This window comes from Flagellimonas sp., assembly GCF_965222555.1.
Lineage (GTDB): Bacteria > Bacteroidota > Bacteroidia > Flavobacteriales > Flavobacteriaceae > Flagellimonas.
The window spans coordinates 185,174-196,980 of record NZ_CBDCUG010000002.1; the positions used below are offsets into that span (position 1 = coordinate 185,174).

Below are 11,807 nucleotides of genomic sequence, written 5' to 3' on the forward strand. Positions count from 1 at the left end.
TTAGTTCAGAATCCTTCTATTTTGAACCAAGTACTTGTTTTAAATCCGATACTTGGTTTTCCCAGAGCATTTTAGCTTCATCCACTTCATCCTCATCCGCAAAATCGGTAATGAACAGAGAGACATCTTTTGTGATTTCATCTACAATAATGCGCATTTCAAAATAACTATCATCATCATTTTCCTCCCAAGCAAACTTCACAAATTCATCGCTCTTTCGCTTTAGCATTTTGGCATTCTCTTCCGCACCATCCCAAATAAATGTAAATAACTCACTTCGAGAGTTAACGTTGTCAGCATACCATTCAGATAGGCCAGATGGGGTGGATATATATTGATAAAGCAACTGTGGAGAAGCTTGAATCACAAATTCTATTTCAAATTTAATCTTATCACTCATTCTAATGATTGGTTTTTCCTTTCGACATTTATATTATTCGGGAAGATATAAAAATAAATATCAAATAATAAATTAATTTGAATTTTGATTGAGCAAAAATTAAGCTATATATTTGCACCCGCTTAACCGCACCATGGCGAGGTAGCTCAGGTGGTTAGAGCGCAGGATTCATAACCCTGAGGTCGGGGGTTCAAGTCCCCCTCTCGCTACAAAGGAAAACCCAAGATTTAAGTCTTGGGTTTTTTGTTTCTGTACAACAAATCAATCTCTTTCCAAGACTTAAATTTATGTTCCAACTTTCTTCTTTTCCTTTGAAGATTTTTCAATCTCAGTCAATTTTGTGTCTTTGAGAAATTCTCTATATTCCTCATTAGTTATTACTCCATTCTCTTTAGCTGAAGAGAGTAATTCAAACAAATTCTGCTCATACTCTTCGGTTGAATTAATCACCTTAACTACCTCTTCACTATAATTTGTAAAAAGATACTTGAATACATCCTTTGTTCATTTTCATTGCATCACCAAGTTAGTTAATCATACTATATTTTTTCCTATACTCTGCAGGCGTAAGCTTGTTGTATTTTTTGAAATTACTGTAAAAAACGGAAAGGCTATTGAAACCGCTCTCAAAGGCGATAGCCTCTATACTTAAATTATGGCTGTTCATGTCTTTAAGCAATAGTAGCGAATATTCAATTCTAAAATGGTTTAGCAGTTCTGGAAAACTCTTGTTTTCAAAATTGTTTAGGGCCATGGAAAGAGTATGCCTATTGGTTCCCATTTTGTTGGCAAGAATAGATATGGAAAGGTCATTTTTGGTATATAGCTTGTCTTTTTTTAAAATGATAATCGCATTTCTTGCTAGATTTTTTAACTCTGAATTCCCCAGCAATAGTGTGTTAGCTGATTTTACAATAAAACCATAATCTCGCATAGCAATCCATGCAATACCAAAAAACACAAGTGCCTCCTCGAAAGTGATAATGACATAGAGCAATTTATCCTTTAGCACTGCCTGAAGCACAAATCCTATCCAGATAAAAATCATTGAAACCGTTAATTTGGAAACCCATTTTACCTTCCTGTGCTGTCCATTAGGGCTTGACATGTTGGTTTTGCGCATTGTCCAAATACCCATAACAAAATAAACCAACATATGCGCTAGGCTAAACAGATATATAAAAAACAGAACTCGATGCCCCATGGTAAATGGACCGTTATGGGCAAGCCACGGCAAAATCATTAGGACCAAAAACATTGGGCCCAAATGCCAATAGTTGATTTTTACCCTTACCAAAATGGCATTTACGTAAAACCAATATAGTGGTCCAATGGCCAACATCCCAACAATCCCCATTGATGTTAATGTGCTGGAGTACTCGGGAAAGAGGATATAAATTACCGACTTTGCAATTCGCAAGGCAAAGGCCAATAAGATAAAGGCCAGAACATATCTAATAGTCCTGTACTTCCGATTTCTTTTATCCATAAATAGATACAGGGCAAAAAAAACGGAAAGTCCCAGCAAAAGGGAACTGGCCATAACCATTAAATGTGTATAGTCCATATGGATGGTTTCTACAAAAGTAATCACCCATTTTGAAATTCTATTTCATGATTTGCAAATCAGGAGGAGGAAGAGCTCTAAAATCATCAAATTTGACTCATTACAAATAAAATCATGAAACAATCCCTGTTTATATTTCTGTGGTTTCTGCTAACGTCTTCACACCATATTTGTTCCCAAGAAAAATCGGTGGAGACCGTGGTACAGGAATTCATTGAAAACATGGGTGGAGAAGAACTTTGGAGCACCACCAATTTCATCTATTTGAAAGAGAAAATGTGGAACAAGCAAACAGACGCAATAGATATGGAGGTGTGGCTGGACCTAACCACTCCAAAATCAAAAATCAAACTAAAAAATGAAACCTTTGACCGAGTGAGGGCATTTACTTCCCATAGAGGTTGGGGAAAGCTTGAAAATGGCAGACAATATGAATTTGATTCGTTGCGGTTAAAACAAGAGATAGCTAACTGGAAACGAAACATATATGCAATTTGTAGAAGAATTGCTGTAGACAAAGATGAACTGACCTTTAATCTTAGTCCAAACAACATCTTAGAAATTTATGAAGACACCAACAAACTGTTGTGCATTGTTGAGCTTAATGCAAACAATATCCCCATAAAGTGGAACATGAAAAGTAGATATGGGGAGGAAGTGACAATACATGGACCCTTGGGCACTTTTGGAAGGTACAGTTTACCTAGATGGAGTACTTCCCTAGATGGTCATTGGCAATTTGAATATGTTGAGGTGAAAGGGTTCAAAACCGCACCCAAAATCTCCTTTGAGCCAGAAAATCATTAATACTGAAATAGAACGTTATGAAGAAAATTTTGATTCTTTTCCTTTCAACCGCTATGTGCTGGTATGGAAATAGTCAGGAAACAAATACCCAAAGACCAGGATATATTGATAAGCTTATGAAGGCTGTTGGTGATGAGAACTCTTGGCGCATGGCCAAAGGTTTTCATATGCTGGAAATTGCCCATATAGGTGGATATAAATTGCCTTTGGTCAGGGAATTCTGGATTGATTTTGAACAACCGCGAATCAAAATGACAAACCGAAATGCGGTACAAAACCAAGAAAGAGTCTTAAACATTGACCAAGGTTGGACCTTGGAAAATGATGAAATAACAGAATGGGAAGAGCGAACAGTTGATGGTTTCCGTTCTTTTTGGCCAGGAATACCCACACGAATTTTCCAACTCATTGCTTCCAATAATCCCGGTCTCAGCTATACTATGGAAGAAGATAGAATCAATTTTTATATTGATGGGGAATTTGCAGTTTGGATAGCCACCGATCTAGAGGGGAATCCAGTCGCATATGGGCGGTCTAACAACCATGCCGAAACCCATTTTCTAGGTGAAATGATGGCGTATGGCCCAGTTCGGTTGTGGAAAGAAGCTTTTGAACCCGGAGGTCAGTGGAGCGTAACCATGGTGGATTATAAGCTACTAAATACGATGTCCAATATATCATATTCAAAACCAAAAAATTAAAGGTTCTCTCAATATCTTCCCAATGCTTAAGAATAAAGCTCTTATCTACATTTTCTTTATTTTTTGCTGCGTAATCGGTTGCAAAAAAACTGGTGAGTTCCACCATGTTTTGCTCTACTCATGGTCAGAAGACGCAGCGGACCAAAACAAGGGAGCATTTCTCGAAATCTTTGAAAATTTGCCTTCGGCAATCAAGGGTTTGGAAAATGTACACATTGTAAAGCTCGAAAACTCTTTAGATCGCCACGACATTTTAATTGATATGACATTCTCATCCAAGACAATTTTAAAAAGTTATCAAAACCACCCAGATCACCAAAAAATTGAACAATACGCCATTAAGGTAATTCAGGATTACTCTTACTTCCAATATACCATGAAATAATCAATTAAGATAAAATCCTCACTATCCACATGATGGTATATAGATGATCTGAGGCTCCAAAATCATCATAAGCAAAACTAATGTTAGCCCCATATAGTAAATCAGTATTTTTTAAACTTTCCGCCACTTCAAATACCCCCTTACCATTAGTACAAAGTTGGTAAAGTGCATGATTGCCAAAAACCACAATTGGGTAAAGACACAAATAACGGCAGCTAACAATTGGCCTACCGCCATGGTAACAAACCCTTTAATGCTCCTTCGATTAATGAGTTCAAAAGCTATAAGGATTAGAACCGCGGAAGCAATTTCTATAATGGTCTTATAAGGTTCCGCTATTTCCAGAAGGATCGGATTATTATGGTTTTATATTAATCAATAGTTTACACATTGATTATAGCTTTGGTTGCAAATATTTTTATTCCTAAAGTTACCATCAACTAATGGTCCTTTTTATTTTTAGATATCTCACAAATCATCTGAGAGTTCCAGGTTTTACAATTTCTTTGAAATCCGTTTATAGACTCTCCTCCATTATTTTCTCTACCACTTCTGGATTCAACAAAGTAGAAATATCTCCAAGGTTTTTAGTATCCTTTGAAGCTATTTTTCTTAGGATTCGTCTCATGATCTTACCGCTACGCGTTTTTGGGAGTCCGGGGACAAATTGAATTTTATCCAATTTGGCTATGGGTCCAATATGTTCTGTGATCACTTGGTTGATTTCCTTTTTTAGATTATCCCTATCCCTAGATTCACCTGTTTCCTTTAAGATTACATATCCATAAAGGGCATTTCCTTTAATGTCATGAGGGAAGCCAACAATAGCAGATTCCGCCACCGCTGGATGTTCGTTAATGGCATCTTCAATAGGTGCTGTACCCAAATTATGTCCAGAAACTATGATTACATCATCCACTCTACCGGTGATACGATAGTATCCCACCTCATCTCGTAAAGCACCATCTCCGGTAAAATACTTCCCCTCAAACGCTGAGAAATATGTGTCTTTATAGCGTTGGTGGTCTCCCCAAATGGTTCTGGCCATGGATGGCCAAGGGAATTTAATACAAAGTCGCCCATCCACTTGGTTTCCATGGATTTCTTTTCCATTTTCATCCATCAATGCGGGCTGAACTCCTGGCATGGGCAAGGTAGCGTAAGTGGGTTTGGTTGGTGTTGAAAAAGGTACCGGCGAAATTAATATTCCACCAGTTTCCGTTTGCCACCATGTATCCACAATGGGGCATTTCTTTTCCCCAACATGATCATTGTACCAGTGCCATGCTTCTTCATTAATAGGTTCTCCAACCGTTCCCAATACTTTAAGACTAGAAAGGTCGTGATTGGTCACAAAATCCAAATTTTCCTTTGCCAACGCTCTAATTGCAGTTGGGGCGGTATAAAACTGGGTAACTTTATGTTTTTCAACAATGTCCCAGAACCTTCCAAAATCAGGATAAGAAGGTACCCCTTCAAACATTACCGTAGTAGCACCATTGGCCAACGGTCCGTAAACGATATAGGAGTGTCCTGTAATCCAACCAATATCAGCTGTACACCAATACACATCATCTTCGCGGTATTGGAATACATTTTTGAACGTATAGGCAGTATAAATCATATAACCCGCCGTGGTGTGCATCATTCCCTTAGGGCGACCTGTAGACCCCGAAGTATATAGAATAAACAAAGGGTCTTCGGCATCCATAATCTCAGGGGGACAATCTGCGTATGCCTTATCCAACAATGGCTGTAACCAATGGTCACGTCCACTCTTCATGGAAATATCGGAATTGATACGCTTAGCGACCAAAACCGTTTTTACATCAGGGCATTGTTCTAGAGCATCATCTACTATACCTTTTAAATCAATGGTTTTTCCTCCCCTATAAGAACCATCTGAAGTCAACACCATTTTTGCTCCGCAATCATTTATACGAGTGGCCAGGGCTGTAGATGAGAATCCTGCAAAGACCACGGAGTGAACGGCGCCAATTCTAGCACAGGCCAAAACAGAAACCGCCAGTTCAGGAATCATGGGCAGGTAAATTACCACCCTATCCCCTTTTTCAACTCCATTGTCCCTTAAAACATTGGCAAATTTGCAAACACGCTCATGAAGCTGTTTGTAGGTGATGTGCTCCGCTTCCTCATCAGGATTGTTCGGTTCAAAAAGTATAGCTGTCTTATCTCCTCGTATCTGCAAATGTCGGTCGATACAATTTTCCGTAATGTTGAGCTTTGCACCATTAAACCATTTAACTTCGGGTTTGGTAAAATCCCATTCCAACACAGAATCCCATCGCTTGCGCCAAACAAAATGTTCTTCTGCAATTTCTTCCCAAAATGCCTCTGGATTTCTTACTGATTTTCGGTAAACCTGAAAATACTCTTCTAAATGTTTAATGTGATAATTACTCATAGTATCTGCTCCAAAATTTATGAAGAACTAAAAATAGCAAAAAAGTGATACTGGCCGAACGCTCTTCAAACTAATCTTAACAAAATTGCGCATCTCATATTTTCATTCACCAAATTCTGATGAATAACCAAATAAAATCCAAAATAATTTAGAATCTTATTGTTTGGGACAGTACCAAAGATGACCTACATTAGCATTGTACTAGGATTGAAGCTTATCTACTTCTTCCTGACGATTACATAGCAATAATTGAACAATGCAATCAACCTAATTTTGAAACTTATACCCAAAAAACTCATTCATATCCTACTGCTTTATCCGGCTTTAGGAATGGCACAAGAAGAATCCAAAACCAAAAAATTTAGCATTGAAGGTGATTTCCGATTTCGAGTTGAACAGGATTGGAACTCTAGAAAATCAGATGGAACATTTAGGGAAGATCGTTCCCGTTTAAGATACAGACTCAGGGCAGGGGTTAGATATCAACACAATGATTGGGCCAGTGTAGGGGCAAGAATTCGCACTGGGGATCCCAAAAAACAACAGGACCCTCAATTGACTTTGGGAGATGGCTTTAACGAGTTCGGAACTCTGCCTATTGCCCTTGAAAAGGCCTATTTTAAAGCTCAAAAGGATGGATTCACTGCATGGTTTGGCAAGAATACATTTCCCTATGAAAAAAAGAACGAACTTTTTTGGAGCGACAATGTATACCCCGAAGGAGTTTTTCTAAAGAAAGAGTTTCCATTAGCATCCGGCATTGTTGATGAGGTTTCTATAAGTGGAGGTCATTTTATCATTAATGCCCGCGGTACTTCATTTGATGAGGACAGTTATTTTCAAGGGTTTCAAGTTATCTCTAATCTATGGGGTAAAAGATGGCGGCTATACCCTGGCATTTATTTGTTCAAAAACATTCAGAATATTCCAGATGGGGCAGCTACATTCCTTTTTGATTATTCCATTGTTCATTTGGGAACTTCGCTCAAACCTTTTAAATCAACTCCCATCAATGTTGAAATAGATTATTACCAAAATCTTGAAGACTACGATAACAACAATTCAATTCCCACAGACTTTAGAAATCAAAAAACGGGCTGGTCACTAGCTGTTGGTTATGGAAGTCTAAAAAAGAGAAAAGATTGGTTGGTAAAAGCAACTTATACCCATCTTGAAAGATATGCCGCTGTTGATTTTCTTGCTCAAAATGATTGGGCCCGGTGGGATTATTCTTCTTTTGACTCCCCCGATGGTAGATTGACCAATCTCAAAGGCTTGGAATTTGTTTTGGGCCATATGATTGGCAAGAACATGTCGTTAAAAATGAAGTATTATTGGGTCCAGCAATTGGTTCCTATGGGGGCAGCTACTGAAAATGGTCAACGTATCCGATTCGATTTTGATATTAAGTTGTAATCAACCTTAAATACCCATAAAGAATCAATGATCTATAGCCTCCCCCGCTCCACTTGGAATTCTTATGTTCTCCACAATTTCCTGAACCGATTCTGGCGGAGCGGCATAAAATCTTGATACTACTAGCGCTATGGCAAAGTTGACCAACATTCCCACGGTTCCAAAACCTTCGGGGGAAATTCCGAACCACCAATCGTTTGCAGTACTGGTTTCTGGATCTCCAATCCAGCCCAATTTGAATCTTGCAATATAGTACGTCGTAATGGCCAAACCTGCAATCATTCCCGTGATAGCTCCTTCCCTATTCATTCGTTTGCTAAAGATTCCCATCACAATGGCTGGGAAAAATGAAGATGCCGCCAAACCAAAGGCCAAAGCCACCACAGAGGCTACAAAGCCCGGAGGATTTATTCCAAAGTAACCTGCAACAATCACCGCAAGAACTGCAGAAAGACGGGCAATCAACAGTTCTTTCTTATCGGAAATGTCCGGAGCAAATTGCTTTTTGATCAAGTCATGCGAAATGGATGTGGAAATCACCAAAAGCAATCCCGCTGCGGTTGAAAGCGCTGCGGCCAATCCACCTGCGGCCACCAAAGCAATAATCCAATTGGGTAAACCGGCAATTTCCGGATTGGCCAACACGGTAATATCACGGTCTACATACAGTTCATTGGCTGTACTGCTAGCATTCGATATTTTTCGCTGTCCATGGGTTCCTTTTCCTTGCACAAACAAAGGTTTTTTACCCTCTATTGCAGAACCAGGCAGGTATTGAATCTTCCCATCACCATTTTTATCGGTCCAGGCTATGAGCCCTGTATCTTCCCATTTGGTAAACCAAGATGGAATTTCTTGATATGGCGTATCCTCAACCGTTTCCATCAGGTTGGTACGTGCAAAAACAGCAATTGCAGGAGCTGTGGTATACAAAATGGCAATAAACAATAATGCATAGCCGGCTGACTTACGGGCATCCCTTACCTTAGGTACGGTAAAGAAACGGATGATAACATGAGGCAAGCCAGCAGTGCCCAACATCAAGGCAGCTGTGATAAAAAAGACATCGGTTGTTGATTTGGTACCATCAGTATAGGCTGTAAAACCAAGATCGGTCATCAATCCATCCAACTTATCCAATAAATAGATTCCATCTTCACCTGCAGAACCAAAACCCAATTGCGGAATTGGATTCCCCGTTGCCATTATCGAAATAAAAATGGCCGGAACCATAAAGGCAAAAATCAACACACAATATTGTGCCACTTGGGTATAGGTGATTCCCTTCATCCCGCCCAAAAAGGCATAGAACAAAACCACCGCCATTCCAATATAAACTCCTGTATTGACCTCAACATCAAGAAATCGTGAAAAAACTACACCAACTCCTCGCATTTGTCCAGCTACGTAAGTGAATGACACAAAAAGGGCAGCAATCACCGCAACGGTGCGTGCCACATTACTATAGTAGCGGTCCCCAATAAAATCCGGGACGGTAAATTTTCCAAATTTTCTTAAGTATGGAGCTAGTAAAAGGGCCAAAAGTACATAACCTCCCGTCCAGCCCATAAGGTAAACCGAACCATCATAACCTGAAAAGGCAATGATTCCCGCCATCCCTAAAAAGGATGCAGCCGACATCCAATCGGCTGCTGTGGCCAAGCCGTTGGCCAAAGGAGAAACTCCTCCGCCAGCCACATAAAACTCTTTTGTTGAACTGGCCCTGGACCAAATAGCAATACCTATATATAATGCAAAAGTGATTCCGACGATGATAAACGTCCAAGTTTGAATTCCCATATCTTATTCGTTTACCTTGTATTTTTTATCCAATTTGTTCATCAACCGAACGTAAACAAATATGAGGAGTACAAAAACATAAATTGAGCCTTGTTGGGCAAACCAAAAGCCCAGTTTAAAGCCGCCCAACCGAATAGTGTTCAACTCATCCACCAGAAGAATTCCGAATCCATATGAGACCAAAAACCATATACAGAGAAGTATGGCGAGGTATTTTAGATTTTCCCGCCAGTATTTTTTGCGTTGTGATGCGTCCATTTCAAGGTTGGTTTATTCTTGAAATATATGAAAAACACCCCTAAAGTCCCCTTCAGGGGACAATTTTAATGAATTGAACTCAAATATGAAGATACATTTTCCCCTATCCGTTCTTGAATGTTTGAAACATCGGCCTTCTCAAAAGTTTCTCCAGTGATACTTTCATATAACTCAATGTAGCGGTCAGAAACGGTTTCAATGTATTCATCACTCATTTCTGGCAAGGTTTGACCTTCCAGTCCTTGAAAACCATTTGAAATGAGCCATTGCCGTACGAATTCCTTGGACAATTGTTTTTGAGGCTCTCCTTTTGCCTGTCGTTCTTCATATCCATCCGCATAAAAATACCGGGAAGAATCTGGGGTATGGATTTCATCAATCAAAACAATCTCCCCATCCTTGGTCTTTCCAAACTCGTATTTGGTATCAACGAGAATCAAACCTCTTTTGGCTGCCAATTCAGTTCCTCTTTGAAAAAGGGCTTTGGTGTATTTTTCCAAAACTGCATAATCTTCTTCCGACACGATTCCCCTTTGCAAAATCTCTTCTCTGGAAATATCCTCATCGTGATCCCCTTGCTCCGCCTTTGTTGCTGGGGTAATGATAGGCTCTGGAAATTTATCGTTTTCCTGCATACCTTCGGGCATGGGCACTCCGCATAAAACTCTTTTTCCAGCCTTGTATTCACGCGCCGCATGACCAGACATATAGCCCCTGATAACCATCTCGACTTTAAAAGGTTCACACGCTTTCCCAACAGCAACATTGGCATCTGGAGTGGCCATTAGCCAATTGGGAACAATATCCGCTGTGGCCTGCATCATTTTGGTGGCAATCTGGTTCAGGATTTGTCCTTTATATGGAATTCCTTTGGGCATGACCACATCAAAAGCTGACAAACGGTCTGTGGCGATCATCACCAAAATATCATTTTCCAAGGTGTAGACTTCCCTTACTTTTCCTTTGTAAACCGATTTTTGTCCGGAGAAATGGAAATTGGTATCCATCAATGTGTTTGGCATGCTAAGCTAGTTTGTGTGCTCAATATTTTTGTAAGCGTCAATGACTTTTTTGACCAGTTTATGTCGAATCACATCCTTGTCATCCAAATAAATTATGCTGATGCCCTGTACGTTTTTAAGAATCAAAAGGGCTTCTTTAAGACCTGAAATCACTCTACGAGGTAAATCTATTTGGCCAGGATCCCCAGTCAATAAAAACTTGGCATTCTTTCCCATACGTGTCAGGAACATCTTCATTTGGGCATGGGTGGTATTTTGGGCCTCATCCAAAATTACAAAGGCATTGTCCAGCGTTCTTCCACGCATAAAGGCCATCGGCGCTATTTGGATTGTTCCATCCTCAATATATTTCTCCAATTTTTCTGGAGCAATCATATCTCGAAGTGCGTCATAGAGTGGTTGCATATAAGGATCCAACTTTTCTTTTAAATCTCCTGGAAGGAATCCCAAATTTTCACCTGCCTCTACTGCCGGACGGGTCAAAATAATCCGTCTCACCTGTTTTTCTTTTAAAGCTTTTACCGCCAAAGCAACACCAGTATAGGTTTTACCTGTTCCTGCAGGGCCGATGGCAAAGACCATATCGTCTTTTTTACAGGCGTCCACCAGTTTGCGTTGGTTAACAGTTTGCGCCTTGATCAATCTTCCACTGACCCCATGTACCAAAACATCTCCACTACTTTTGGATGAACTGTAATCTTCCTGGCCATTACTGGTCAATACACGTTCTATGGAATTTTCATCCAACTTGTTGTATTTGGCAAAATGGGCAGTGAGCATATCAAAACGCCTGTCGAACTCCTCCAGTAACGCTTCATCTCCGTATACCTTGATTTTACTGCCCCGGGCCACAATTTTAAGCTTGGGGAAGTACTTTTTCAGTAGCTCAATATTCTCATTCTGCTGCCCAAAGAATTCCTGTGGGCTTATCTCCGTGAGTTCAATAATAAGTTCGTTCAATAAAAATGGGATGTTTAAAGGTTATTTTGAAGAATTTTTATTCTTTCTTTTTACTTAATTTTACCC

The 11,807-nt window shown here is 39.7% G+C and carries 11 protein-coding genes and 1 tRNA gene; 5 read left to right on the forward strand and 7 right to left on the reverse strand.

Annotated features, from left to right (window positions below):
* Positions 1-16 precede the first annotated feature (16 nt).
* Positions 17-400, reverse strand: a complete 384-nt coding sequence (locus tag ACOQO1_RS03345) for an START-like domain-containing protein (RefSeq protein ID WP_420601444.1) — start codon at positions 398-400, stop codon at positions 17-19.
* Between the two features lie 135 nt (positions 401-535).
* On the opposite strand from ACOQO1_RS03345, the gene ACOQO1_RS03350 reads away from it, so the two are divergent.
* Positions 536-609: transfer RNA gene (locus ACOQO1_RS03350), tRNA-Met, on the forward strand.
* 317 nt (positions 610-926) lie between these two features.
* On the opposite strand, the gene ACOQO1_RS03355 is transcribed toward ACOQO1_RS03350, so the two are convergent.
* The gene (locus tag ACOQO1_RS03355) at positions 927-1,967 is read right to left on the reverse strand and encodes a helix-turn-helix domain-containing protein (RefSeq protein WP_420601445.1); all 1,041 of its coding nucleotides are present in this window, start codon (positions 1,965-1,967) and stop codon (positions 927-929) included.
* A gap of 114 nt (positions 1,968-2,081) precedes the next feature.
* Between ACOQO1_RS03355 and ACOQO1_RS03360 the strand changes: the two genes are divergently transcribed.
* The 3 genes from ACOQO1_RS03360 to ACOQO1_RS03370 are packed head-to-tail and all read left to right on the forward strand — an operon-like array spanning position 2,082 to position 3,860.
* On the forward strand, positions 2,082-2,774 hold the full coding sequence (locus ACOQO1_RS03360) for a hypothetical protein (RefSeq protein WP_420601446.1): 693 nt from the start codon (positions 2,082-2,084) through the stop codon (positions 2,772-2,774).
* Between the two features lie 17 nt (positions 2,775-2,791).
* Positions 2,792-3,475 (forward strand): hypothetical protein, encoded by a 684-nt coding sequence (locus tag ACOQO1_RS03365; protein WP_420601447.1) that lies wholly within the window; start codon positions 2,792-2,794, stop codon positions 3,473-3,475.
* A 22-nt stretch (positions 3,476-3,497) separates the two neighbouring features.
* Complete coding sequence (locus tag ACOQO1_RS03370) at positions 3,498-3,860, forward strand: Dabb family protein (protein ID WP_420601448.1); 363 nt, start codon at positions 3,498-3,500, stop codon at positions 3,858-3,860.
* 517 nt (positions 3,861-4,377) lie between these two features.
* Here ACOQO1_RS03370 and acs read toward each other — a convergent pair.
* Positions 4,378-6,285 (reverse strand): acetate--CoA ligase, encoded by a 1,908-nt coding sequence (acs, locus tag ACOQO1_RS03375; RefSeq protein ID WP_420601449.1) that lies wholly within the window; start codon positions 6,283-6,285, stop codon positions 4,378-4,380.
* 273 nt (positions 6,286-6,558) lie between these two features.
* Here acs and ACOQO1_RS03380 point away from each other — a divergent pair, with 273 nt between their 5' ends.
* Entirely contained in the window at positions 6,559-7,701 is a 1,143-nt protein-coding gene (locus ACOQO1_RS03380) for a putative porin (protein WP_420601450.1), read from the forward strand.
* A 24-nt stretch (positions 7,702-7,725) separates the two neighbouring features.
* Here ACOQO1_RS03380 and ACOQO1_RS03385 read toward each other — a convergent pair whose 3' ends face one another.
* The 4 genes from ACOQO1_RS03385 to ACOQO1_RS03400 form a co-directional block, all read right to left on the reverse strand.
* A complete protein-coding gene (locus ACOQO1_RS03385) occupies positions 7,726-9,501 on the reverse strand; it encodes a sodium:solute symporter family protein (protein ID WP_420601451.1) in 1,776 nt (591 codons plus the stop codon).
* Between the two features lie 3 nt (positions 9,502-9,504).
* Entirely contained in the window at positions 9,505-9,759 is a 255-nt protein-coding gene (locus ACOQO1_RS03390; RefSeq protein ID WP_420601452.1) for a DUF4212 domain-containing protein, read from the reverse strand.
* A 65-nt stretch (positions 9,760-9,824) separates the two neighbouring features.
* On the reverse strand, positions 9,825-10,781 hold the full coding sequence (locus ACOQO1_RS03395) for a phosphoribosylaminoimidazolesuccinocarboxamide synthase (protein WP_420601453.1): 957 nt from the start codon (positions 10,779-10,781) through the stop codon (positions 9,825-9,827).
* Between the two features lie 6 nt (positions 10,782-10,787).
* Complete coding sequence (locus ACOQO1_RS03400) at positions 10,788-11,741, reverse strand: PhoH family protein (protein WP_420601454.1); 954 nt, start codon at positions 11,739-11,741, stop codon at positions 10,788-10,790.
* Positions 11,742-11,807 lie beyond the last annotated feature (66 nt).

What these genes read in the sequence shown, in the direction of transcription:
- ACOQO1_RS03360 (WP_420601446.1), top strand. Translation starts at nt 2,082, where the DNA reads ATGAAACAATCCCTGTTTATATTTCTGTGGTTTCTGCTAACGTCTTCA.
- acs (WP_420601449.1), bottom strand. Translation starts at nt 6,285, where the DNA reads ATGAGTAATTATCACATTAAACATTTAGAAGAGTATTTTCAGGTTTAC.
- ACOQO1_RS03395 (WP_420601453.1), bottom strand. Translation starts at nt 10,781, where the DNA reads ATGCCAAACACATTGATGGATACCAATTTCCATTTCTCCGGACAAAAA.
- ACOQO1_RS03345 (WP_420601444.1), bottom strand. Translation starts at nt 400, where the DNA reads ATGAGTGATAAGATTAAATTTGAAATAGAATTTGTGATTCAAGCTTCT.
- ACOQO1_RS03370 (WP_420601448.1), top strand. Translation starts at nt 3,498, where the DNA reads ATGCTTAAGAATAAAGCTCTTATCTACATTTTCTTTATTTTTTGCTGC.
- ACOQO1_RS03390 (WP_420601452.1), bottom strand. Translation starts at nt 9,759, where the DNA reads ATGGACGCATCACAACGCAAAAAATACTGGCGGGAAAATCTAAAATAC.
- ACOQO1_RS03365 (WP_420601447.1), top strand. Translation starts at nt 2,792, where the DNA reads ATGAAGAAAATTTTGATTCTTTTCCTTTCAACCGCTATGTGCTGGTAT.
- ACOQO1_RS03355 (WP_420601445.1), bottom strand. Translation starts at nt 1,967, where the DNA reads ATGGACTATACACATTTAATGGTTATGGCCAGTTCCCTTTTGCTGGGA.
- ACOQO1_RS03385 (WP_420601451.1), bottom strand. Translation starts at nt 9,501, where the DNA reads ATGGGAATTCAAACTTGGACGTTTATCATCGTCGGAATCACTTTTGCA.